Here is a 22,545-nt window from a genome sequence, read left to right as displayed (position 1 = left end):
AGGGCGGCAAAGAGGCAGTCGGGATCGTTGGCGAAATGCTCCGTGAACCAGCCATAACACAGGGTGGTCAAATCTCGCTCATCGTCCCCGTGCTGCTGGCAAACTTGTCAGACTCAATGCCCATTCGCTGCAGCATCGTGACGAAGAGATTCGCGAGCGGCTTGTTGTTCTTTTTGTCGAATGCCAGGTGCTGGCCGTGCTTGAAGCCGCCACCGGCGAAGATGATGGGCAGGTTCGTCGTGTCGTGGGAGTTCGCGTTCGAGAGGTTCGAGCCGTAGAGGAGCATCGTGTTGTCGAGCAGGGTGCCATTGGCTTCCTTCACGCTGGTGAGTCCATCGAGCAGGCGCGCGAGGCTACGGAACTGCGCTTCCTCGATCTTCTTCAGCTCGGCGATTTTCGACTCGTCGTTACCGTGATGCGTTAGCGCGTGCGTCTGGTTTTTCACGCCGGGGATGTTCGGCGTGATGAGCAGCGGGCCGAGGTAAATGGTGATGATGCGCGTGCTGTCCGTCTCCAGCGCGAGGCGCATGGTGTCATACATGAGGTTCGTTTGCGTCTCGACTTCGGTGTCACTCGGGATGTCCTTTGGCATCGGTGCTTGCACGATGGGCTTGGGTTTGCGCTCCCATGACTCGGCGTGTTGCAAGCGCTGCTCCAGTTCGCGCACCGAGGTGAAATATTGGTCGAGCCGCTCCTTGTCGCGCGCGGGCAATCCCTTTTCCAAACTCCGCGCCTCATCTCGCACGAAGTCGAGGATGCTGCCGCCGTTGCGCAAGTCATCAATGCTTCGTTCGATCTCCTGCGGCGTGCCCTGCACGAAGAGCCGACGATACAACGCCGAGGGATTGCGCTCTGCCGGAAGCTGCACGCCATCGCGCGTGGTGGACGGCGTGCCCATGTGGTCGCGCCCCACGCTGAGCACGAGCGAGCCGAAGCGCGTCTGCGCGCCGATTTGCTCGGCGGCGAACTGGTCGAGCGAGATGCTGTTCTTGAAATTGCTCGCGCCCGGATGAGGCGCGCAGCTCAGGAAACTGCGCTCGGACGAATGGTTCCCATCCACGCCCGGATGCGACACGCCGCTGAACACGGTGAAGCGATCTCGATGTGCTTTGATCAAATCGAGATACGGCGTGCTCCCGTAATCGGGTCCCGACTTCTCGGGGAAAAAGTAGCGCGGCATCACGCCCATGTTCGTCATGATGGCGAGCATCCGTCTCGGCGGCACCGGCGCAGCAGCGCGGGCGAGTGATTCGAGAAAAGGCAGCGCTAGCGTGGCTCCAGTGGCGCGGAGGAAATGGCGACGGGTGATGGAGGTTTTCATGACTCTATTTGTTCTGGAAAAGCGGGCTCTCGGCCATCGTGTGAATCAGTGAACGGAGGCCAAACTTCCCCGCCTTTGTCTCCGAGAGAATGCGCTCGATCTCGTTGCGGTCGGAGTAGCTCGGCTCCGCACCTGTCGCATACGTCAGCATCTGCGTGACGAAGGCTCGGGTGATAAGTTCGGGCTTGGCGAGCGCGAGTTCTTGAAATGAAGCGAGGTCCGCGAAGGGCTCGCCTTGTGCGGTTTCGCCGCTGGCATCGACGGCGGGGCCGGCCTTGTAGCGGACGCCGGTGCCGTCGGGGAACTTGAGCGCGACGGGCGTGCCTTTTTCCAACGAACGATACTGCGCGCGCCAGCCGCCGATGACGTCGTAGCTCTCCAAAGCGAAGCCGGGCGGGTCCATCTTGCGATGGCACCCGGCGCAGCTTGCATCAGCGCGATGCTTGTCGAGTTGCTCGCGGATGGTGGTCGCGCCGCGCGTGTCGGGATCGATCGCGGACACGCCGGGCGGCGGCGGTGGCACGGGCTGGCCGAGGAAACGTTCGGTGACGAAGACGCCGCGCACGACGGGTGATGACACGGTGCCATTGGCGGTGACTTTCAAAACCGCGCCCTGCGTGAGGAAGCCGCCGCGATGGCTGCCGGGCGGGAGTGGCACGCGGCGGATGTCGGGACCGGTGACGCCTGAAATGCCGTAGTGCTCGGCGAGGCGCTGATTGAGCATGGCAAAGTCCGACGCGAGGATGCTCGACGCGGGCAGGTCTTTGGCGATGAGTTCGCGGAAAAAGGCGCGCGACTCGGCGAGCATGGACTCCTTCAAATAGAGATGAAACTCGGGGTAGAGTGCGCGGTCGGGATCGGTGGCGTCGATGTCGCGGAGCTTGAGCCACTGGTCGAGGAAGTCGGTGGTGAAGCGCTCGCTGCGCGTGTCGGTGAGCAGACGCTCGACTTGCGCGCGCATGATTTGCGGGTCGTGGAGCTTGCTGTGCAGCAGCGCGTCGTCGGGCGGCGAGTTCCAGAGCCAGAAGGCGAGGCGTGTGGCGAGTGCGAGGTCGTCGAGTTGGCCGGGCGTTTCCTTGCGGAATAGGAGATGCGTGGAAGTCAGCGCGGCCTTGTAGGCGTGGCGCATCGCCAGCTCGAAGCAGGCTTTCTTTTCCAAACGCTGCTGCACGAGGCCGACATACTTCATCACCTCGGCGTCGCTCACATCGCGACGAAACGCGCGTGGGAGAAAACTCGCGAGCAAGCGCTTCGCATCATCGAGCGGCGCTGCGCTGGCGACGGTGACGAGCGGCTGCGGCTTTGAGTCACCGGGTGGAATCTCCCACGGCTTCGGCCAGCCGTAGCCGACCTTCTGCACGGGCTGCGGGTGCGTCGGCGGCGTGAGTCCGCTCGCGGCATCGAAGGGCTTCAGCGGCAAATCGCCGAACACGCGGCGATGACTCTCCGGCGGCCATTGCTCGTAGAGCGGGCCTTCGACTTCGAGCCAGTCGCACACAATCGCCAGACCGACATGCAGCCCGCCGCCGCCCTTGTGCTGATGAATCTGCAAGCCCGTCCAAAAGAACGACACGGGATCGAAGATGACCTCGTCGCCCATCTCCAACCACGGCGTGAGTTCGTGGACCTTCGGCGTGAGCGATGGTGCCTCGAAGTAGCCGAGCGTGCGCGGATGCACATAGAGCCGCACCGTCTGCGGCACCGGCGCGGGCTCCAGCTTGCCCGCGTTCCAATGCGCGCTCCACGTCGAGAGCCGCAGCCGATACTTGCCCGCGAACATCGGCGCGAAGGTCATGCTCTTGAGCCAGCCTTCGAGGTTCGGCGTGAGCAGCGCGACGGATTGCTTCAGTTTGAAAAAGTCCGGCGTCTTGATGTCGTCACCCGGCTCGTGCTTCACCGTCGCCACCGGCCACAGCGGATCGGGCTGCCCATCCTTCAGCAGCACCGCGCTGCCGAGCTTGAGGTTCGCGTGCCACTTGAACGAATCCGTCGGATACAGCCGCCGCTTCACCACCGGCGGCGGCGTGTCGCGCGTGGCAATCGCGGCATCCAACGCGCGATCCGCAGCCTCCAGATACTTCGCGATCTGCACATGCGAGAGGTCGAGCGCCTCACCGACTTTGTCGAAGCCGTGCCGTGAGCCATCCGCGGGCAACAGCTCCTGCACATGCAATTCCGGCAGTGCCAACAAATCGCGCAACGCATTCTCATACTCCACGCGCGTGAGCCGACGAAGCACCGCCCGCCCGTCCCTCGCGACGCGTGCCTCATCCGCCGCGATGAGCTTTGTATCCAAGTCCGCGAGCAACGCCTTCGTCTCCGCAGCCGGCGGCCGCGCCTTCTTCTTCGGCGGCATCTCACCATTCGCGATGGCGTCGTGGACTTTCACCCACGTCTCGAAGTTCGCGCGGTCGTCGAGCTTCAGCGCGAGCGAAGTCAAATCGAGGTCGCCCTTTTTCTCATCCGCATCGTGGCAGTCGTAGCAATGCTGCTCGAAGAAAGCCGCCTTGTCCGCAGCGTGCAACGCTGCCAGCGGCGCGAGCAGTAGGGCGAGGAGTGCGAATGAGTTCTTCATGTGTTGAGGGCGGAAACCATCGCGATCGCGACGGACTTGAGGAGCAGGCGGGCACTTGTCATGGCGCTTCGGAGATTAACGGGTGGCCGTGCCCATGAGTTTCTCCACTGCAGGCTTCAGCTTGCCGGCAAAGGCCTCGTAGCCCGCAGGGCCGAGATGCAGATACTGGTCGGAATAGAGCGCCGACTTCAGCGTGCCGTCGCCGTTGGTGAAATCACTCCACAGATCGAGGACGTGGACATTCGCATCGGCATCGAGCTTCAGCGTGTCGAGCATGGCATTGATCTCGCGCACCTTCGCGCCGACTTCCTTGCTGGGATTGAAGGCGGGCAGAATCTTCACCAGGATGATCTGCGACTGCGGGCAGCGGAGGCGGAGGTTTTCGACGCAGAGCTTGATGCCGTGCGCAGCGGCGGTGACGGGGACGCCGTTACCGAAGACGAGCGGGGCGTTGTTCACGCCGATCATGAGCACGATCACTTTCGGCGAGGCACCATCGAGTGCGCCATGGTCGAGTCGCCAGAGGATGTGCTCCATGCGATCTCCGCCGATGCCGAGGTTTACGGTCTTCATCGTGCCGAAGTGCTTTTGCCATGCCGCATTGAACGGCTCACCATCCCAGCCGCCGCCCCAGTGCTGCGTGATGCTGTCGCCGAGCAGCGCGATGTCGATGTTGCCACCTGCGGCTTTCACGTTCGCGATGTTGGCCGCATGGTGCTCGATCCACGGATTGCTCGCGCTGCCTTCCTTCGACTTCCAACGGCCCGCCGTCGGCGTGACGAACCACATCTCGGGAAGATGCTTTTTCACTTCGTGGCCGGGCTTCCGCTCGTATTCGCCTTTCGTGGCCCATGCCATTTCCGCATCCGTCAAAGGCCAGCCGGTGAGCTGCGGGTCGAGTTTGCCTTCGTTATACGGCGCGTAAGGATAGACGAGCGATTTGCCATCGGCGGTCTTCGGCGTGGGCTTGAGCAGACTTTCGAGAGGAGAAGCGTTTGCAGTCGTTGGCGCTGCCGATGATGACGTCGCCGCGGGAGTGGCAGCACCGGTCTTCTTCGCGGGAATGATCACATCTCCGCCGAGGCCTTTGCCACCGAGAAACTTGTCGAGCAGTGGCTTCAGGCGCTCAGCATACACACCGTAGCCTTCGAGCGAGAGATGGATGTTGTCCGGCCCGAAGAGGGGCTTCTTGATGGTGCCGTCGGCATTCGCGAAATCGCTCCAGAGATCGAGCACATGCACCTTCGGATCGCTGCCAAGATTCAGGGCATCGAGCGCGGCGTTGGTCTTCTTGATGTTCTCATAGAAGGCATTGCCCGGCGCATGACAGGGCAGGATTCTCGCCGCGATGACCTCGGCCTGCGGAAACTTCTCGCGCACATTCGCCACGACCAACTGCGCACCTTTCGCCGCAGCCTCCACGCCGGTCTCGGGCGCGAAGAACATGTTGTTATTGCCGATCATCACGACCACGACCTTCGGCTGCAAACCTTCGACGCCGCCGTGATCGAGCCGCCACAAGACGTTCTGAGCCTTGTCGCCGCCGATGCCGATGTTGATCGTCTTGTAGCCGCTGAAGTGCTTCTTCCACGCATCATTCAGCACCCCCTTGTCCAGCGGACTGCCCCACTGCTGCGTGATGCTGTCCCCGACGAGCAGCACATCGATCGGGCCGGCGTTTGCTTTCACATACTCGACGAGCCGCTCATGTGTATCGAGCCACGACGTGCCACCCCAGTTCCCCGCACTCGGCACCACCGGCCACATCTGCGGCAGATGTTTGCTCGCCTCGCGACCTGGGCGTCGCTCAAACTCTGGCTTCAGGACATAGGCGCGTTCCTCCTCGGTCAGCGGCCAGCCGGTCTTCTGCGGCTCGGCGGTGACGTATGGATAGTCAAGGGCGTGAGAAGTCGTGACGAGGAGTGTGAGAAGTAGAATGGGTTTCATGAGATCAGCGTTGGACGATGCGGATGGGGAGTTCGGGCGAGGTCTTGAGTGTGAGCTTCACGTCATCGACAAAGAGGCCTTGGAGTTTCGCGGGGCGAAGATTGGGCCGCGCGGCGATCTGGATGACGGCGAAATCGGCCTCGGTGGGGACAAGGCATTTCGCGGTGATAGGTTTCCAATCCGTGCTAAGACTGCCGAGTGTGGTGAGTTGAGCGCTGCCACTGGCAAGGGCGTCAGCGATGCACTGCGGCCAGGTTTGATGCAGCGTCATCGGATCGCCTTGGAAGAGGTAGAGCTGGCAGAAAAAGGTGATCGAGGGATTCGTGTTATAGGGGCGGGCGTCTAGGAAGTTTGCGCTGAGTTCGAGCACTGCGTCGCCATCCTGCCGAGGCGAATGGCGCAGCGGACGCAGATCGACGAGCTGGAAGACATCGCAGGATATGGCACGGGCGCTGCGGTCGTTCGAATCGCCGCCAGGGGAGACAAAGCTCAATCTCTCGTCATTCGTGATCGCTGCTTCGTCACCGCTCCAGCGTCGGGTCTGGCGGGGAAAGCCGCGCTCCAGTCCCTTTTCGTCAAAGTTGCCGTTTTGCAGCGAAAAGAGGCGTTCCTTGCTTACTCGCGGCGTGGAGGTGGCCCATACAATCGACGCACTGAAGAGCCCGATGACCAAACCTGCCGCAGCCGCCGCGAGTGGACGCCAGGAGAGCCATGCAAAGCCGTGCCTTGTCTCTGGTAAAATTGCAGCAGTAAGCAGTTCGCGCGTCGCTTCCGCTGATGCCGCCGAGGCCTCCAGAGCCACATCCAGCTCCATGTGGCGGAGGTAGAGGTCCGCCAGAGCGTCATCCGCTTTCAGCGCTGTTTCGAGTCGGTGCGTCTCCTCCGCCGTCGTATGTCCAGCGATGTAGCGCTGAATGAGATCATTCCAGTCCGTGTTCATGTGTGTGCCTCCTCGGCGAGTGTGCGCTCCACACAGTCCAGCAAGGCGAGCCGGATGCGGTGGAGCAGTTTGTAGAGCGACATCGGCGTCTGGCCGCGCCGGGCCGCGAGATCATCCATGCGCGTGCCCTTCGTGTAGGCGCTGAGCGCCAGCTCCCGCTGCGCTGTTGGCAGCTTTTGCAGACAGCCCTCCAGCACTTCCCGGCGAGTCATCACGCCCTGTTCGTGAAGGGCAGCCCTGTCCGCGAGACGGTTCACCAGCTCGTCATCGAAGACATGCCGGTCGCGCTTTCGTGCTTGCAGGAACTTCAACACCTCCAGCCGGGCCACCCCGAATGCCCACTTCTTAAAGTCCTGCGCCAAATCAAACTTCTGCCACAGCACCACGATCACATCCTGCAACACCTCAGCAGCCTCCTCCCGGCTTGGCAGCATCGACCGCACAAAAGTGTGCAACGCCGCCTCATGCTCCGCATACAGGCGGAGAAATGGCTCGTGCTGGGGGCTTTCAGGAGGCTGCGACATGCGTGGCTGATACATAGCCACAGCAACCGGCCTCATTTGCCGAAAAAAATACGAGAACATCGTCGAGCATCATGCCGCCACAGGTCCATGACGTTTTGGAGGGGGAACGTGACATGGATACGGGAAGTGCGCGCAAGTGTGTCGTCTTCATTTCTCAATGGTCTTCGCAAACTCTGCCGCGACACGGTCTTCATACTTCTCCAACGCGCCGGGCTCCTGATGCTCCGCGAGGAAGCGGAAAATCTGCCGCGTGCGCTCGGCGAAGGGCCGCCATTCTTCCTCGGCGGCACCGTTCGTCTTCAAGAGATAGGTCGCGTAGTAGTGCGCCTTGCCGAGCATCTCGCGCACGGCGCGGGTGATCGTCGCGTCCTCGCCATGCGTCTGCGCCGCTTCGCGCAGCAGGCCGGTCAGTTCTTCGATGGAACCTGCGACATCGAGCAGCTCCAACTGCGCCTTCGATTTCGCCAGACGAATCTGATGATGCACGAGCGGCGCTTCAGTCTTCGGCAGCTCAGCGCTGAGTTTGTCATACTCCTCGATGATGACCGCCCAGTCGGGCTCCTTCGCATGCTCCAACTCGCGGATTTGCACCACATGCTTGCGTGCTTGAACGCGGGCGAGTTCGTTTTGCCCTTCATTAAAATGGTAATACAAGGCCGCGACGGGACAGAGGAGCCAGAGCAGCGTGAAAAACTTCCTCATTGAGCCAGCACGGCCTCCTTTCTGATTGAGCGCACTTTCCAATCACTGCCGAAGAACTCGAGTGCGAGCGGGATGAGCGCATTCATGATCGCGCCCAGCGTCATCGCCAGCACGGCCCACTGCGTGAGCGTGAGACCCGTGTGCGGCATGGCGAGCGGCACCACGAGATCGCCCAGCGCCTCGGTCGCGAGATGCCTGTCATTCACATCATGATAAACGCCGAGTAACGAGGTGGCGATGCGTTGCAGCGTGTCTGCTTCCTGGCGCGATTGATGCCCGTCGATGAAGCTGCCTTTGCGCGGATTGCCGATGCCGAGCACGAGCAGTTCGCGAATCGACGCGGGCCGCGGATTGATCGGCGCGAGCGGCACCGAATCGCCGTCGGTGAGGATAATCATGCGCGTGCTGCCCTTCGGGAAGTCCGCCACGAGTTCCAGCGAACGATTCACCGCCGTGCCGAGATCGGTTTGGCCGACCGGCATCGCATACGTCAGCGGCAGGCCATTGAACACATTCCGCACGAGTTCAGGGTCACGCGCCTCCATCACCACGGGCAATGAGTCGGTGTAAAAACCGATCACGCCGAAGCGCAGGTTCCCGCTCACACGTTGCAAGATGCCTTCGACGACCTCACGCATCCTCGCGTGCCTCGTCATCGTGCCGTCCGGTCCCGCGTCCGGCAGATACATGCTCGGCGACAAATCCGCGACAAACACCAAGCGCGTCGCCTCCGCATCGTGCCGCTCCTTCGCCGTCGCATCATCCGGCGCTTCGAGTTTCAGCATCAGCAAGGTCACCACGCCCCATGTGAAGGCCGTGAGGCCCGCCACGCGCAGCCACGGCACTGTATTCGTCCACGCAGCCGCTCCACCCGGCCCAAACGCCAGCCGCGCCGCCACACGAATGCGCCGCGTGTGCAGCCATTCGGCCAACGACACGACCAGCAAAACAGCGAGGGCAGCAATCAGCGGAGTCATGCGAAATTGCGTGCGCCGGAGGCCTGCGTAGCGGGAAGGGGTGATGGCATGTGACCGATACGATGCTGCGTCAGCATTTGTTCAGTCTGAAAACGAATGCCTCAAAAAGCGGGCACATCCTGCGCGTGGATCGCGTCGCAGATCAGGCGCAGGGAGGCTTCGAGATTGCCATCGGCGGTTTTGAAGGCGTCGGCGTCGATGGTGAGCGGTGCGCCGAGCACGACGAGCGGCGCGCCATACTTCGGACATTGGATCGCCTGTTCCAAACTGAGTCCGCCGACGGCCTGCACGGGAATTTTGACCGCGTTGACGACTTCACGGAGCTGGTCGAGCGGGCTAGGCATACGCTTGCCAGCGGCGGCGATGCCACGGCGTTCGTCGTAGCCGATGTGATGAATGACGTAGTCGCAGCCGAGGTCTTCGAGGAACTTTGCACCGTCGATCATGCTCTCGCAGATCATGTTGTCGCCCATGACCTTGCAGCCGAAGTCTTGGCCGGCTTTGACGACACATTTGATCGTTTCGGCATGCGCACGGGCCATGACGACGACGTGTGTCGCACCCGCTTTGGCCATCATTTCGGCTTCCAAGTAGCCACCATCCATCGTTTTGAGGTCGGCGACGATGGGGGTGTTCGGAAAGGCTTTTCTCAAAGCACGGACGCCATGCAGGCCTTCGGCGAGGATGAGCGGTGTGCCCGCTTCCAGCCAGTCAACACCAGCGCGCATCGCCAGCGCGGCGGTTTCGAGCGCTTCGTCGATGTTGGTGAGGTCGAGGGAGATTTGGACGATGGGTTTCATGATTGCACAGCAAAGCAAAGCCACGCACTCTCGTCACGACAAAGATGATGCGAAATGCGACACCTCTCAAACCCCGCGAGCGCCCCATGCGCCCGGTGGCGGAAATTGCGCGCTGGCGCAGGGATCGCAATGCCTGGATGGCCGCGCTGGAGCCGACGCTGCTGTTTCAGCGGCTGTTTGACCACATCCCCGGTGTTTACTTCTTTGCGAAGAACAAGGCGGGGCATCTCATGTTCGCCAGCGACGGGCTGATGCGGCGCTACCAGATGCGCGACGACTCCGAGATCATCGGCCGCACGGACTTCGATCTGAATCCCGACACGATGGCGCAGGCCTATGTGGATGACGACAAACGCATCCTCGCTGGGAAAGTGGAGGTGATCGAGCGCATCGAGCTGTGGTGGGACTCGCAGGGCATCCCGGACTGGTTTCTGGTGACGAAGCTGCCGCTCTTTGACAAGCGCCGCCGCGTGCAAGGCGTGATGGGCACGTTACGCCGACCCGACGAGGCTGAAAGGAGGCTGCCGGTGTTTCAAACGGTGGCGCAGGCCGTGGAGATCATCCGCCGTGATTTCGCGAAGCCGCTGTTGATCGAAGACGTGGCTAAATCCTGCGGGCAATCGCTGCGGCAGCTTCAGCGGCGCTTTCAGTCGGCCTTTGGCATCACACCGCAGGAGTTTTTGCTCAAGACACGGGTTTTGGCGGCTGTGCGCTTGTTGGAGGAGACGAGTCTGACGGCCAGCGAGGTCGCGCAGCAGTGCGGGTTCGTCGATGCGAGCAGTTTCACGCAGCATTTTCGCAAACGCATGGGCGAATCGCCTGCGGTGTATCGGAGAATGCGGCGGTGAGTGTTATTTGATCTCGCCGCAGAGCGCGAGGGCTTTCAGGGCCTCACAGGTCGCGATGTAGGTGATGTAGTGGTAGTTGCCACGATAGAGGGACTGCATCCACCAGCGACCGGAGACGCGCTGCTCCTGCTTCAGCCAGGCAATGCCGCGTTGGATGCGTTTATCCGTGGCGGGGATGTCGCTTTGACGCATGAGCACGATGGCGAGCGCAGTCATGTAGGCGTCGCTCTCCGGTTTCGCGGCGTCAGGGAGGTTTGTGATGAGGTCTCTCACATAGTCGCTGATCTCGAAGTGCCAGTCGTTCAGCGCGGAGAAATCCCGCGTGCTCCAGCCGCCGTCGGCATGCTGCTTGGAGGAAAGGAGTGTCAATGCGGCATCACGCTCGGCCGGTGGGACGAGATCAGGCATGTAGTGGGCCAGTTGCAGGCGCAGCACGCGGTCGAAGTCGTTTTTGAGCACCGGCTGTCTCAGCCAGGCTTTGAGCTTTGCGATCTTTGCGGCCAGTTTTTCGTCTTTAAGTCCGGACAGCCAGCCCGGTGCCGCCGTGATGGCCCGCGCGGCTTGCAGTGAAAGCTCGAAGTCGGTCGTGATGTGCGGGATTTCCACCTCGCCGTGGCTCACGAAGGCTCCAGCGGCCGACTGGCGCTCAAACATGTCCCGCAGCGACTTTTCTGTGTGCTCGGAGGTTTTGCCGGTGACGTGCTTGTCCCATTCCGCGAGGCCCAGTGAGCGCCACACGCTGGTGAAGGCGGCCGGGTAGTGCTTGTGGCCGCTCTTCGTGGCCGTCTCCTTCACCTCTTTGACCTCCTTCGGCACGAAGTCGATAAAGTCGGCCACGATCTCCTCGTTGGCCTGGCCGAGCAGCGGGATGAGCGCGGGCCGCTCCGTGAGGTAGGGGCCAGTGGTGTGGCAGTTGATGCAGGATTTCTCACGCACCCATGAGACCGCGCCGTCGTCGAGGTATTTGGCGGCGGCTTTGACCGTGGCGGCGTTGAAGGCGGCGACTCTGGGTTCGTCAGCCGTGGGTATGCTCACTTCAATGCCTGCGGACTTGTATTGGAACTCTGGTTTCGGTTTGGGCTTCGGTGTCTCAGCGGCGGAAACAAGGGACGCAGCTAGGAGGATGAAGAGGGCGGATTTCATGCGCGGATGAGTACGCTGCTGCCGTCGCCGATTATTCGTGCCAGCGAGATTGAATCATCCTCATACAGCCAGCGCTGCATCGCCGCACCGATGCGCGGCCATTCGTGATCGAGCATGGCGAACCACGCGGTATCACGGTTTTCGCCCTTGATGATCATGTGCTGGCGAAAGATGCCCTCGAAGGTGAAGCCGAGGCGCAGCGCGGCGCGGCGGCTGCGTTCGTTGCGCGTATCGCACTTCCATTCCATGCGGCGGTAGCGCAGGTTTTCAAAACAGTGCCGCAGCAGCATGAAGCAGGCTTCGGTGTTGGCCTTGGTGCGTTGCGCGGCGGGCGCATACCAGATGTTGCCAAGTTCAGCCACACCGTGCTCGGCACGGATGCTCATCAGCGAGATGCTGCCGAGACAGCACTGCGTGTGCGCATCACGCACCGTGAAGGCGATCACATCGTTTCGTGCCGTCCATTCGCGCAGAAACGTCACCTGCTCCGCGACATCGGCAAACGGACCGCGTGGCATGTGGCGCCACAACTGCCGCGCCTCGTCGTCTGCATGCGAAATGGCGAAGAGTTCCGCCACATCCCGCACCACATCGAGCGGCGTGAGCGTGATGAACTGGCCGGTGAAGGTCTGCGGCGATGGATGCAGGCGTGGCGATTCGTGGCTCATGTCAGTCGCGAGGCTGCACGTTGATTTCAGTCTTGATCGAGTTCGCGATGAAGCACTGCTGATGCGCGAGATGATGCAGATGCTCCACCTCCGCCGCTGCGGGCTGTTTTGCACCGCCCCAGACGATGTGCGGCTGCAAGGTGATCCGGCTGATCCAGAGCGCACCACGTTCGTTCTTCGTCATCACGCCTTCGGCTTCATCATCGTAGCTTTCGGCGATAAAACCCGCGTCGCAGGCCACGTGCAGGAACCAGAGCATGTGGCAGCTCGAAACTGCGGCCACAAACGCCTCCTCAGGATCAACGCTGGCGGCATTCGACCACGGTGCAGGCACGATTTGCGGCGATGGCGATCCCGGCACGACAGCACCGCCGTCAAAGTGCAGCGTGTGCTCGCGTGAATACTGGCGCTTTAGAAAATCAGGACCGTTGTTCTTCCAGCGAATGATGGCGGTGTGTTTCGACATGAGGACGGCATCATGGAAGGAGCAGCTTCTCAAAACCCGCGAACGCGCCTTTGCGCATCATGGCGGTGCCGGTGCGGCGATAGCCAAGGCGTGGATAAAGCGCCATGGCGGCGGGGTTTTGCAGGAAGGTGTCGAGGCGGATGCTGCGGCAGTCATGCTGCCGGGCCACGGTTTCCGCGTGCTGCATGAGCAGCCTGGCAAAGCCGCGTCCTTGCTGTGAGGGATGCACCATGAGGCGATGCACGGCGATGGCGGGTTCGCTGTCGGCGCTCCAGGCCAGGTTTTGCCACAGCGGGTCCATGGTTTGGTCGATGGTGATGCTGGCGATGATCATCTCACCATCGCAGAGGACGTGCAGCGTGCCTGCCTCGATGTCGCGGGCGATGGTTTCGGCGTTGGGATAGACGTCGTCCCATTGCTCGATGCCTGCGGCGCGCATTCCGGCCACGCAGCCGCGCACGAGTTGCAGCAGTGCTGCTGCGTCGGCGGAAGTGGCTTTGCGGACGGCGGTGTTCATGGTGCGAGCCGTTTTGTCATGCGCACCACGGGCAAGGTCAAGCCGCCGCTCATTGGCACTTCGTAGCGCTCGACCTCGCTGTATCCACAGGCGAGATAAAGCGGCTCACCCGCGAGTGTGGCGACGAGTTCGGCCTGCGGAAAATCTGAGGCGATGATGGCGGACTCGCAGGCGGTGAGAATGGCTTTGCCGATGCCGCGACGTGCCCAGTCGGGATGAATGAAGAATGCGCGGATGCGTGCGGGGTCAGTCACAGGATCGAGCATGGCGTCTTCCTCATCGCGTGCGGTGTCAGCACCGAAGAGTGATTTGCGCCGGCTCCAGCCGCCGCAGCCGATGATGACACCTGCGTTCTCCACGACGAAGTAGGTGCCATCGCTGATCAACTGACGATCCACGCCAAAGACCGGACCCATGGCTGCCGCCATCTGTGCGGCGGAGTAATGCGGAGCCTGAAGCGTGCGCACGGACAGCGGGATGAGTTCCTCCAGCGTGGGAACATCATTCCAAGTGGCGAGGCGAGGCGTCCAGTTCATGCGTCATTGCTTCCTTTGCATCATCTTCGCAGTACCATCCAGTCATCTGGTCTGCTCACCGGGTCAACGACAGGTAGAAAGCCCAGCGGGGCATAAACCGTGTGCGCATCACGGGTGGCGAGCGTCCAGGTTCGGACGGTGGCAAACTCGGGATGCTCTAGCAGATGCCGCACCATCGCTCGTCCGATCCCCTCGCCGCGATGCGCGTCATCGACGATGACATCGCACAGATAGGCGAAGCGGGTGTTGTCGGAAACGAGGCGTGCGTAGCCGATCTGTGTTCCGTCCGCGTCGAATGCGCCGATCACCATCGCGGAATGCTGCGCGGCACGTTCCACGGTCTCGCGTGCGATGCCGGGTGTCCAATACGTGGCCGCTAGCCACGCATGGACACGCGCAAAATCCATGTGGTCGAATCCCTCACGGATGGTGAATGCTCTGATCATTTTTTCTTCGGCGGCTCCGGCAGCGCTTGGATGGGCGTGGTGTCGATGGTGGACTCGATGCCGCGCAAGATTTTATCGGTGAACAGCTGTCCGCGCACTTTCACCTCGGGATGACCGACGGAACCGTGCCCGCCATCGGTGATTGGCACCAGCAGCGATGGCACTTCCGCTTTCTTGAGCGCCGCATGAATCGTCTCGGCATGCAGAAAGGCCACGCGCTGATCTTTGGTGCCGTGGAAGCTGATGAAGGGCGGATCATCCTTGGTCACGTAAGTCACAGGTGATGCTGCGACGGCCTCCGCGTGCTGTTCCTCCGCGTTGCCACCGAGTAGGCCGCTCACGGCGTCGTCTTTCCAGTTGGGGCTGCCTTCCTTGTCGAACATCAGCGCCTTGGTGAAGTCTTCTGGACCGCAAAGGTTCACCACGCACTGAACGCGGCTGCTGAAGCCTGTGTTCGGGCCGAGATCGCCCTCCAGCTCCTTCACATCGCCGCTGGTGCCGAGCAGCGATGACAGATGACCGCCCGCCGAACTTCCCCACACGGCGATCTTGTCGGCGTCGAGGTTGTATTCCTTCGCATGCGCCCGAATCCAGCGGATGGCGGCCTTGCAATCATAAACCTGTGCCGGCCAGTGTGCCTCTTTGCTGAGACGGTAGCCGACGCCGATGGCCGCGTAGTCGCCTGTGCGTGCGAGTTGGATGCCCAGCGCCGCGTAGCCGATGCGGTCGCCGTTTACCCAGCCGCCGCCGTGGATCAGCGCGATGACCGGCAGCGGTTTGTCGCTGTTGCGTTTCTTTGGCAGATAGACATCCACCATCTGCTTCGGGTTGGTGTTTCCGGCATAGGGTTGATCGAGTTTCACCTCGACCTGGCTTTTTTCAGCGGTGCTGAGGACGTTCTGTTTCTGCGCTGGCAATTCCTGGCCGAAGGCCGGAGGTACGACGAGAAGGAGAAGAAGCGGGAGCAGTTTGTTCATGGCGCGGAGAAAACGCAGGAAGCGCCGCAATCTGGCAGGAGCCGCCAATCATTGTCGCTGCACATGCAGACGCAGAAAGCGGCGTGGGGCCGCGTCCATGCGCACGGTGTCGCGCACATGCACGGTGTCGCTGATGATGATGGGCGTGGAGCCAAAGCCGCCGGCAACGGAGATAATCTGCTCATCCATGAAACCGGGTCCGCTGGGAGAACCTCCTGGCGGGATCGTTGCGAGCGTATCCCACGGGCCGGCAGGGCTGTCTGCGGCCTGCACCTCGTAGGTGACATCGAGCGCGTTCGGATTGCGCGGGAAGCTCAGGCCGAGGTAACGCGCGCCGTTGTGCGTGATCGCCGTCGGCGGTGGCTGCGCGCCGGGCTGTGTGGGATTCATCCACATCGCATATTTCATGAGGTTGGGGATGCCATCGCCAGCAGGATTGGCGGCGTCTGCGGCGTCGCCGGTGTTGGCGCTGGAGCCAAAGTGCTGCTGACGCCAGGCCTCAACCGCTGCGGGAGTGGTGAAGGTGGCATCGGTACCGGGGAAGCTGTTGCCATAACTGTCGGTGAGGCGAAGACGGAAGTGGTAGGTCTTCTGCGGCTGTACGGCGGCGGTGGCGTTCACATTGCTGGGACCACCGCCGATGATGATGATGCCACCAAGGCCGCCGCCGCCGATGATAATGCCGCCCCCTAAACCTCCGAGACCACCCCCACCACCCAGTGTGATGGTCAGGCCACTTGGTGTTGCGGTGAGTCCATACGCGATTGTCTCGCCGTAATCGAAGACCCGCGTGTAAGTGCCACCTTGGGCCTGGTAGGTGCCGCCGAGCGTGGCGGATGTGGGTTGGATGTTGCTGGCGGTGCCGGTGGTGACGGTGGGCAGCGCGGGCGTGGTGAAGGAGACATCCGCACCTGTGTTGCTGCCTTCGTTGTTGGTTACGACGACACGATAATGATAGGTGGTCGATGGCGTGAGGCCAGAGAGAGAGTCGCTGATGAGCTCATACTGACTGGTGGCCAGTGGGGTCGCGTGAGTGATCTGCGAGCCATAGCTCGTCGTGGTGCCGTATTCGAAGACGATGGTAGCCGGTGAGCTGCCGCTGGAGACATAAGCCTTCAGCTTGGCGCCATAAGCAGACAGAGAGTCCGGAGTGGCGGTGTTTCCGGTGGGCGGGGTGTTCGGAGGGCCGGTGGTGAAGCTCATGTCCGAGCCGCTGTAAACATTGCCGTCGAGGTCGCGCACATTGAGACGGTAGTGGTAGGTCGTGTTGGGCAGCAGCCCGACGACGTATTCGAAGACAGGTGTGCTGGTGGCGCTGCTGATGGTGGGTGAGCCGGGATTGACGATGGTGCCGTAGCTCGTGGTGGGGCCGAAATCGAAAAATGCAGTGAGATCGCCCACCGTGGTGGAGGCGCTGCCGTTGAGAGTGGCGGAGAGATCCGTCACACTCGTGGCAGCGGTGGTGATCGGTGCGGGCGGGCCATTCCCGGTGGTGAAGGTGCCATTCGCGCTCGTGGCGCTGCCATCCGTGCTCGTCGCACGACAGCGGTAATGGTAGGTCGTGTTAGCTTGCAGGCCGCTGAGCAGGCCGGTGACTGTGCCCGTGGTGTCCGTCGTCATTGTGGCCGGACTCGCCGCCGCTGTGGTGCCGTAAGCCGTGGTGAGGCCGTAGTCCCACACGAGGGTGGCATCAGCGCTGCCGGCACTCACATTCAGCGCCTGTACCTGCGCGGCGGTGGTGCGCACCTGCTGCGTGGAGATGGTGCCGATGGACGGTGGCGTGGCGGCGGCGGTGGTGAAGGTGATGTCGCTGCCTGTGCCAGAGCCCTCGCCATTCGTTGCCACGACACGCGCATGATACGTCGTGTCGGGGGTGAGGCCGACCAGTGTCACGGCAATCGAATGCGTGTTCATGTTGATTGGCAAAATGGAGGGGTAGATAGCAGAACTGCCATAGGCGAGGCTGGTGCCGTATTGGAAGACGACCGTCGTCGCTGAGCTGCCGGAGTAAACGGCTGCGCATTGAAGCTGTGCGGAGCGCGTGAGCACGTTCGAGGCGCTGAGCACCCCCACCGCAGGCGCGGTCGTCGCCGCTGCAGCCGTGAAGGTAGCGTCAGCACTGTAGAAGACCTCCAGCGGCTGCCAGTTGTTCACCGCCTTGAGCCGGTAGTGATACGTCGTGCTTGGCTGCAGGTAGGCCAAGTTCACCGTCACGGGCGCAGCACTCTTGTTTTGCTGGAAAAGCGGCACCGGCTCCGAGTAGCCGTAGGACGTGCTGGTGCCGTATTCGAAGGACACTTCCAGCCGCAGTGAGTTGGTGTTCACAGAGCCGTTCAGCGTCGCCGCGAGATCGGTGACATTGGTGGCAGACCCAGTGGTCAACACAGGACCCGCCGCCGTGGTGAAGGTCTGGTCATTGGTGTAAACCGTGCCCTGCGCGTTCACCGCCTTGCCACGAAAATGATACGTCGTGCCCGGCGTGAGGCCCGTGAGCTGCACCGGCGCCACATAGAATTCCTGGAAGGTGTTGACCGGCCCCGGCGTCGGATGCGTGGCCACGCTGCCATAGCTCGTGGTGGGTCCGTATTCGTAACTGACCGTGGTGGCTGAGCTCCCAGTCTTCAGCCAGGTCAGAAACAGCTCCGCAAGCGTCGGAGTTTGAAACACCCCCGGACGCATGGGATTTTGCGCCATGCCTTTGATGCCAAAGGCCTGCACCTCCGGCGGCGTGTTTGCCGCTGTGGTGGTGAAGGTGGCATCCGCGCCATAATAGGTGGCATCAAGGCCGACGGCGATGAGCCGGTAGTGGTAGGTCGTGTTCGGTAGGAGGTCCGTCGGATTCGCAGAGCACGGTTGCTCGCCCGTGATGAAGCCGGAAATGCTGTCACCATTTCGCGACTGGCCGTAAGCCGTGGTGGTGCCGTATTGCGCGTAGATGGTGTAACTGCCGCCCTTGGGATCGATGGTGCCGTTGAGCACCGCAGAAAGGTCGGTCACCGGTGCCGCCGCTCCAGTGGTGATGACGGGTGCTTCCAGCGTGGTGAAGGTCGCATCCGCGCTGTAGCTCGTGCCCTCGTTGTTCACTGCCTTGAAGCGGTAATGATACATCGTGCCCGGCTGCAGGCCGGTGATCCCCGCCTGCTTGCTCCCCAAGCTCGTGCCAATCTGCGCTGTGGGGCTTTGCAGCGTCGCGACCGATCCATAACTCGTCGTGGGGCCGTATTCGACTGTGACCGTCGCCTCAGAGCTGCCACCGCTCACCCCGCAATCGACTTGTACCGCTGTGGAGTAAACGGAGTGCGTCACAGGCGTGCCTGCACTCGGCGGCGTGGCCGGCGGCCCCGTGGTGAAGGTCATGTCCGCGCCGTAACGGCTGGCCATGCCTGCGGGATCAGTCGCCATGCGGAAGTGGTAGGTCGTGTTCGGCAGCAGCCACGACAGCACGACGGACACCGGCACATCGGCAGGACCCGTGATCGAGGCCGGCACTGCCTGAATGGCCTGCCCATAGCTCGTGCTGGTGCCGTATTGAAAGTACACCCAGTTGCTCACGCCGCCCGGATTCACCACGCCGTTCAGCGTCACCGAGAGATCACCCACATTCGTCGCCGCATTGGTGGTCGCCGACTGCGCCCGCAGCAGTGTGTACGGAAAAAAACTGCCATCGCTAGGATGGCAGTGCGCAGCTTGAGAGCGGGCACGAGTGACATGTTCGGGGTAGTCTTCCCGAACCGCTGACGCTTTGACAAGCTTGAATCTGACTTTCTGGCGGGAGATGCCTGCCGACGAAAGATCAGGCCCATGCCAAAGCCTTGGCTTCGTGTTCTTTGATGAACGCGTCCTTCCCATCCATGTAGGCTTCGAAGTCATCGGGATGCTGCTGCGCCAGCCGCTCCTTCAGCGCGCCATACGCCTGTGCCGCTGCGGGATGGGCGATCATGTAGCCCCGGAACGCCAGATGCCGCAAAGCGCCGGGGCTTCCAGTTTCAAATGCATGAATCTGGTGTGTGCGGATGCCGAAGGCGTCGTTCTTGCGGAAGTAGCGACGCCCGGGAATGCCAAACTCGCCCATCGCCTCATAACCGAGCTGCTCCATCGCGGATGAGCGTGCGTCGAGCTCGCGGAGATCATCAATCTCGATCAAGATGTCGATGATTGGCTTCGCGGCGATGTCGGAAATGGCTGTGCTGCCGATGTGATGAAGCTTCGCTGCCATGTCGTTCAACGCACTCGTGATCAGCTCCGCCTCGCGGGCATACTGCTGCTTCCAAACCGGATCGTGCGGGACAACTTGGTAGCGCATGGCTTATGATGCCGTTTCAGTGACCAGATGTACTACGGCGGCCGGATTCTTGATCCAAAATGCAGCCATGCCGTCTGGCAGCGCCTCCACTTCGTCACAGCGTTCTACTCCCTTTGCCGCGAGATAGGAGGACGCGGCGGCAAGGTTGTGAGTGGCGACCTCAAGCCACACCTCTGCCTTTTCGATCGTCTCCACGCGATCTATCCACAGGTGCTTACCCCCAAAGTCGATCACCACGCTTGATGCGTCGCGGCTTTCGACACGGAATCCGAGTGTCTCGGTATAAAACGCCACCGTGGCCTCAAATGCCGCCGCTGGCACTTTCATAGCGATGTTGGCACCGGGTTGGAATAGACGAGTGGTGCTCATGGTCAGTCATGGTTGAGCTGCAACAACCTCTCCCACGCCCCATCCACCCAGAAGAACTGCGAGTAATAGAGCTTCGCGTAGTCGTAGTGGGAGATCACCTTCTCCACCTCGGCGCGGCGTTGTTTCAAGATGGCGGCATCAGGCGCGAGCGTGACGACCCAGGCGGCGGCGGTGGGTTCGCGGACGAACTCGGTCTCCTTCGCACGACGTGGCGAGACCTTCAGGAAGTTGCGCAACTGCAAATGCGCCAGGTCCTGCGCCTCCAGCTCCGTCTGCTGCGGTTTCCAGTCCTTGTTCATCACGCGCCAGTCCATCTCGAAGTGACTGGTGTCGGCGTTGTCGAACTGCTGCGCCATAGGCAGGCTCTTGAAGGCGAGATCGGCGCTGGCTTGCAGGCCTTTGGCATACGCGGCGCGGATCGTTTTGTCCTTCTCCATCTCCCACAGCGCGCGCACGGCTGCCACGCAGGTGCAGGAGGTCCAAGTGTGATACCTCGCATACTCGAAGACCATGCCATGCTCGCAGACTTCGAGCCGCGTGCGGTTCTCTTTGCCGCCGCGCTCGACAAGCGCATCGCGGTAGAGCTTGTCCCACTTCGCCTCGCCCGTGACGACATGGAGCAGCTTGCAGACGAAGAGCATGCGCGGCGCACTGTCGAACGAGAAGCCGCCGAACCCGCCACGCCTGCCAAAGGGCTGCTCGGCAGGCATCGACCACTTCATGGCAACGATGGCGTCGGTGGTCTCGACAAGATGCTTCGCGATTCGCGCGCGTTCTTCATCCGTCGCCAAACCAGAGTCGAGATAACGCCACAACCCCAAGAACCACGGCGAAGTCTGGTCATTCGAGCCCATCGGGTAATGTGACTTCCCATCCGTGCTCACCCCGCGACCGACGAAGCCCTTCACCTCGCTGATCGAATTCAGCAGTAGCAGCCCCTCCATCAGCTTGCGGGCCTTGGTGGCGTCTTCGTCGGACTTTGTGCGCTTCCAGCGATTCACCGCTGCATCCATGTAGAGCCCGTTGAACATCGCCCCGTTTTCAATCGGCGCCCACCAGCCCAGCGCGTTCGGTTTGCCCGCCTTGCACTCCTCCGGCGTTGGCAGCGAAACCTTGCCGTCCATGTCGGCGAAGTCGATCATGATGCCATGCTTGTCGATGAAGCGCCGCCACAGCTCACGATGCGCTTGCTCCGCGGCCTTGGAAGCATCAGCGGCGACGATTGGCACCGCAGAGATGGGGAGAACGCAGAGGAGGATGAATGAGAGGCGGTTCATGACGCTGAGTAGATTCGATTGGTAATCGAATCAAATCCGGGAAGGCTTCGATTCATTCACCTACTCACCTTAGCTTTTCAACCAACCGATACACCCACGACGCTTGTTCAACAGGCCACTTGGCATCGGGTGTCATATTCAGCTCCTTGGCGCTCTCACAGGCCCTGAGCACATGCGGCATGAGCAGCGCGGCATCGTAGTCGCCTTTGGCAAACTCAGGCCACTCGCGGCAGAAGCTGCGCTGGCAGTCGTGGCGGTCGGCGAAGGGGCGGTTCGGCTTCAGGTGCAGCCAGAGCCAGAGTTCAAAGCAGGGATTGCTCAGCGCCAGATGGTAGTCCTCGCGCTTCGCGATCTCGCGGCTCACCTCGTCGAGTTCGGCGGCGCTCCAGGCATCACGGTCGATCACGGCCCAGTATTCGGTGTTTGGTCCGGGCCTTTCACGGCGCTCGTAGTCGATCAGGCGTTGCAGCACGTCCAGCGGTCGAGATTTGTGGTTCGGATTACCCAGCAGCTTGAGGCGGAAGCCACCATCGCGACCCGGATGGAACTCCGAGAAGTAGATCGGCTCCGTCACCGCGCCTTCCATCGGGATCACATAGAGCCGCTTCGTCTTCTTGAAGCCCGCCCGTCGGCCCCTCATGCCTTCTTCCTCCGCGTGGCCTTGTAGGTGGTGGACTCTTCATTCAGGCGAAACGACTCCGCCTCAGGCGTCGGCTCCGTCGCCATCCGCCGGAGGAAGGGCTTGATCCTTGGCACGCCGGAGAAGCGGCCTTCGAGATAGGCCTTCCGCACGTCCTTGTCATAGCGCACCTCCTTGTAGTCAGAGAGGCACTCCAGCAGCGTCTCGCCGTGTTTGCCGCGCTCGATGAACCACATCTCGTCCCGCCGCAGCAGCGCCTGATCCATGAGCAAAACGTCATGCGTCGTGAAAATGAGCTGCGTGCGCGTGTCCGTGCTCCGCGTGCCGTTGTAGTGCTCCAGCAGCGCCTCGGTGAGCTGCGTGTGCATCGAGCGGTCCAGCTCGTCGATCACATACACGCGGCGGCAGCCCGGCGTGGCCAGGTCATGAAACACTGGCGACAGGGTGCATCGCCGGAATGATGTTCTTTATAGGCAGTCGCGGGTGGGTTTGTTGTTCTGAGTCCAGAAGTGTTTCCAAAGTGAGGGCGTCAGGTATAGGGCACGCAAAGTGATGAGCGCATCACTCGC

The 22,545-nt window shown here is 61.8% G+C and carries 22 protein-coding genes; 1 reads left to right on the top strand and 21 read right to left on the bottom strand.

Annotated elements, in window-relative coordinates; all coding sequences use genetic code 11:
* Window positions 1–67: 67 nt before the first annotated feature.
* The 8 genes from ACKVY0_RS03795 to ACKVY0_RS03760 form a co-directional block, all read right to left on the bottom strand.
* Entirely contained in the window at window positions 68–1,321 is a 1,254-nt protein-coding gene (locus ACKVY0_RS03795) for a DUF1552 domain-containing protein (protein WP_409213462.1), read from the bottom strand.
* A 4-nt stretch (window positions 1,322–1,325) separates the two neighbouring features.
* The gene (locus tag ACKVY0_RS03790; protein WP_409213461.1) at window positions 1,326–3,896 is read right to left on the bottom strand and encodes a DUF1592 domain-containing protein; all 2,571 of its coding nucleotides are present in this window, start codon (window positions 3,894–3,896) and stop codon (window positions 1,326–1,328) included.
* A gap of 75 nt (window positions 3,897–3,971) precedes the next feature.
* The gene (locus ACKVY0_RS03785) at window positions 3,972–5,843 is read right to left on the bottom strand and encodes a GDSL-type esterase/lipase family protein (RefSeq protein ID WP_409213460.1); all 1,872 of its coding nucleotides are present in this window, start codon (window positions 5,841–5,843) and stop codon (window positions 3,972–3,974) included.
* Window positions 5,844–5,847: 4 nt separating this feature from the next.
* Window positions 5,848–6,783, bottom strand: a complete 936-nt coding sequence (locus ACKVY0_RS03780; RefSeq protein WP_409213459.1) for a hypothetical protein — start codon at window positions 6,781–6,783, stop codon at window positions 5,848–5,850.
* Complete coding sequence (locus tag ACKVY0_RS03775; protein WP_409213458.1) at window positions 6,780–7,307, bottom strand: sigma-70 family RNA polymerase sigma factor; 528 nt, start codon at window positions 7,305–7,307, stop codon at window positions 6,780–6,782. The genes ACKVY0_RS03780 and ACKVY0_RS03775 overlap by 4 nt, the downstream gene beginning before the upstream one ends.
* A gap of 147 nt (window positions 7,308–7,454) precedes the next feature.
* Entirely contained in the window at window positions 7,455–8,009 is a 555-nt protein-coding gene (locus tag ACKVY0_RS03770) for a hypothetical protein (RefSeq protein ID WP_409213457.1), read from the bottom strand.
* Complete coding sequence (locus ACKVY0_RS03765; RefSeq protein ID WP_409213456.1) at window positions 8,006–8,986, bottom strand: vWA domain-containing protein; 981 nt, start codon at window positions 8,984–8,986, stop codon at window positions 8,006–8,008. The genes ACKVY0_RS03770 and ACKVY0_RS03765 overlap by 4 nt, the downstream gene beginning before the upstream one ends.
* Before the next feature lie 101 nt (window positions 8,987–9,087).
* Window positions 9,088–9,786, bottom strand: coding sequence for an orotidine 5'-phosphate decarboxylase / HUMPS family protein (locus ACKVY0_RS03760; protein ID WP_409213455.1), 699 nt, complete (start codon window positions 9,784–9,786; stop codon window positions 9,088–9,090).
* Window positions 9,787–9,872: 86 nt separating this feature from the next.
* On the opposite strand from ACKVY0_RS03760, the gene ACKVY0_RS03755 reads away from it, so the two are divergent.
* Window positions 9,873–10,634 carry a helix-turn-helix domain-containing protein gene (locus ACKVY0_RS03755; RefSeq protein WP_409213454.1) on the top strand — a complete coding sequence of 254 codons (762 nt, stop codon included), beginning with the start codon at window positions 9,873–9,875 and terminating at the stop codon, window positions 10,632–10,634.
* A 3-nt stretch (window positions 10,635–10,637) separates the two neighbouring features.
* On the opposite strand, the gene ACKVY0_RS03750 is transcribed toward ACKVY0_RS03755, so the two are convergent.
* From ACKVY0_RS03750 to ACKVY0_RS03690, 13 genes are all read right to left on the bottom strand, one after another.
* The gene (locus ACKVY0_RS03750) at window positions 10,638–11,777 is read right to left on the bottom strand and encodes a hypothetical protein (RefSeq protein WP_409213453.1); all 1,140 of its coding nucleotides are present in this window, start codon (window positions 11,775–11,777) and stop codon (window positions 10,638–10,640) included.
* Window positions 11,774–12,445, bottom strand: coding sequence for a GNAT family N-acetyltransferase (locus tag ACKVY0_RS03745; RefSeq protein WP_409213452.1), 672 nt, complete (start codon window positions 12,443–12,445; stop codon window positions 11,774–11,776). Before ACKVY0_RS03745 ends, ACKVY0_RS03750 begins: the two co-directional genes overlap by 4 nt.
* Window position 12,446: 1 nt before the next feature.
* Complete coding sequence (locus ACKVY0_RS03740) at window positions 12,447–12,911, bottom strand: OsmC family protein (RefSeq protein WP_409213451.1); 465 nt, start codon at window positions 12,909–12,911, stop codon at window positions 12,447–12,449.
* A 10-nt stretch (window positions 12,912–12,921) separates the two neighbouring features.
* Entirely contained in the window at window positions 12,922–13,428 is a 507-nt protein-coding gene (locus tag ACKVY0_RS03735; RefSeq protein WP_409213450.1) for a GNAT family N-acetyltransferase, read from the bottom strand.
* Window positions 13,425–13,964: a GNAT family N-acetyltransferase gene (locus ACKVY0_RS03730; RefSeq protein WP_409213449.1), complete on the bottom strand. Its 540-nt coding sequence runs from the start codon at window positions 13,962–13,964 to the stop codon at window positions 13,425–13,427. Before ACKVY0_RS03730 ends, ACKVY0_RS03735 begins: the two co-directional genes overlap by 4 nt.
* Before the next feature lie 20 nt (window positions 13,965–13,984).
* A complete protein-coding gene (locus tag ACKVY0_RS03725) occupies window positions 13,985–14,371 on the bottom strand; it encodes a GNAT family N-acetyltransferase (protein WP_409213448.1) in 387 nt (128 codons plus the stop codon).
* Between the two features lie 35 nt (window positions 14,372–14,406).
* The gene (locus tag ACKVY0_RS03720; protein ID WP_409213447.1) at window positions 14,407–15,387 is read right to left on the bottom strand and encodes an alpha/beta hydrolase fold domain-containing protein; all 981 of its coding nucleotides are present in this window, start codon (window positions 15,385–15,387) and stop codon (window positions 14,407–14,409) included.
* A gap of 48 nt (window positions 15,388–15,435) precedes the next feature.
* Complete coding sequence (locus tag ACKVY0_RS03715) at window positions 15,436–18,987, bottom strand: hypothetical protein (RefSeq protein ID WP_409213446.1); 3,552 nt, start codon at window positions 18,985–18,987, stop codon at window positions 15,436–15,438.
* Window positions 18,988–19,180: 193 nt separating this feature from the next.
* Entirely contained in the window at window positions 19,181–19,690 is a 510-nt protein-coding gene (locus ACKVY0_RS03710) for a GrpB family protein (protein WP_409213445.1), read from the bottom strand.
* 3 nt (window positions 19,691–19,693) lie between these two features.
* Complete coding sequence (locus ACKVY0_RS03705; protein WP_409213444.1) at window positions 19,694–20,059, bottom strand: VOC family protein; 366 nt, start codon at window positions 20,057–20,059, stop codon at window positions 19,694–19,696.
* A gap of 2 nt (window positions 20,060–20,061) precedes the next feature.
* Window positions 20,062–21,336: a hypothetical protein gene (locus ACKVY0_RS03700; RefSeq protein ID WP_409213443.1), complete on the bottom strand. Its 1,275-nt coding sequence runs from the start codon at window positions 21,334–21,336 to the stop codon at window positions 20,062–20,064.
* Window positions 21,337–21,400: 64 nt separating this feature from the next.
* On the bottom strand, window positions 21,401–21,976 hold the full coding sequence (locus ACKVY0_RS03695) for an RloB family protein (protein WP_409213442.1): 576 nt from the start codon (window positions 21,974–21,976) through the stop codon (window positions 21,401–21,403).
* Window positions 21,973–22,419 (bottom strand): AAA family ATPase, encoded by a 447-nt coding sequence (locus ACKVY0_RS03690; RefSeq protein ID WP_409213485.1) that lies wholly within the window; start codon window positions 22,417–22,419, stop codon window positions 21,973–21,975. The genes ACKVY0_RS03695 and ACKVY0_RS03690 overlap by 4 nt, the downstream gene beginning before the upstream one ends.
* Window positions 22,420–22,545 lie beyond the last annotated feature (126 nt).

Source organism: Prosthecobacter sp., from assembly GCF_046154365.1.
In the GTDB taxonomy this organism is placed as follows: Bacteria; Verrucomicrobiota; Verrucomicrobiia; order Verrucomicrobiales; family Verrucomicrobiaceae; genus Prosthecobacter.
This window is presented reverse-complemented; position numbering and strand designations above follow the sequence as displayed.

Coding starts and splice junctions, on each gene's coding strand:
- ACKVY0_RS03735 (WP_409213450.1), bottom strand. CDS start 13,428: ATGAACACCGCCGTCCGCAAAGCCACTTCCGCCGACGCAGCAGCACTG.
- ACKVY0_RS03700 (WP_409213443.1), bottom strand. CDS start 21,336: ATGAACCGCCTCTCATTCATCCTCCTCTGCGTTCTCCCCATCTCTGCG.
- ACKVY0_RS03720 (WP_409213447.1), bottom strand. CDS start 15,387: ATGAACAAACTGCTCCCGCTTCTTCTCCTTCTCGTCGTACCTCCGGCC.
- ACKVY0_RS03725 (WP_409213448.1), bottom strand. CDS start 14,371: ATGGATTTTGCGCGTGTCCATGCGTGGCTAGCGGCCACGTATTGGACA.
- ACKVY0_RS03755 (WP_409213454.1), top strand. CDS start 9,873: ATGCGCCCGGTGGCGGAAATTGCGCGCTGGCGCAGGGATCGCAATGCC.
- ACKVY0_RS03750 (WP_409213453.1), bottom strand. CDS start 11,777: ATGAAATCCGCCCTCTTCATCCTCCTAGCTGCGTCCCTTGTTTCCGCC.
- ACKVY0_RS03705 (WP_409213444.1), bottom strand. CDS start 20,059: ATGAGCACCACTCGTCTATTCCAACCCGGTGCCAACATCGCTATGAAA.
- ACKVY0_RS03775 (WP_409213458.1), bottom strand. CDS start 7,307: ATGTCGCAGCCTCCTGAAAGCCCCCAGCACGAGCCATTTCTCCGCCTG.
- ACKVY0_RS03745 (WP_409213452.1), bottom strand. CDS start 12,445: ATGAGCCACGAATCGCCACGCCTGCATCCATCGCCGCAGACCTTCACC.
- ACKVY0_RS03710 (WP_409213445.1), bottom strand. CDS start 19,690: ATGCGCTACCAAGTTGTCCCGCACGATCCGGTTTGGAAGCAGCAGTAT.
- ACKVY0_RS03740 (WP_409213451.1), bottom strand. CDS start 12,911: ATGTCGAAACACACCGCCATCATTCGCTGGAAGAACAACGGTCCTGAT.
- ACKVY0_RS03695 (WP_409213442.1), bottom strand. CDS start 21,976: ATGAGGGGCCGACGGGCGGGCTTCAAGAAGACGAAGCGGCTCTATGTG.
- ACKVY0_RS03770 (WP_409213457.1), bottom strand. CDS start 8,009: ATGAGGAAGTTTTTCACGCTGCTCTGGCTCCTCTGTCCCGTCGCGGCC.
- ACKVY0_RS03795 (WP_409213462.1), bottom strand. CDS start 1,321: ATGAAAACCTCCATCACCCGTCGCCATTTCCTCCGCGCCACTGGAGCC.
- ACKVY0_RS03790 (WP_409213461.1), bottom strand. CDS start 3,896: ATGAAGAACTCATTCGCACTCCTCGCCCTACTGCTCGCGCCGCTGGCA.
- ACKVY0_RS03785 (WP_409213460.1), bottom strand. CDS start 5,843: ATGAAACCCATTCTACTTCTCACACTCCTCGTCACGACTTCTCACGCC.
- ACKVY0_RS03760 (WP_409213455.1), bottom strand. CDS start 9,786: ATGAAACCCATCGTCCAAATCTCCCTCGACCTCACCAACATCGACGAA.
- ACKVY0_RS03730 (WP_409213449.1), bottom strand. CDS start 13,964: ATGAACTGGACGCCTCGCCTCGCCACTTGGAATGATGTTCCCACGCTG.
- ACKVY0_RS03780 (WP_409213459.1), bottom strand. CDS start 6,783: ATGAACACGGACTGGAATGATCTCATTCAGCGCTACATCGCTGGACAT.
- ACKVY0_RS03765 (WP_409213456.1), bottom strand. CDS start 8,986: ATGACTCCGCTGATTGCTGCCCTCGCTGTTTTGCTGGTCGTGTCGTTG.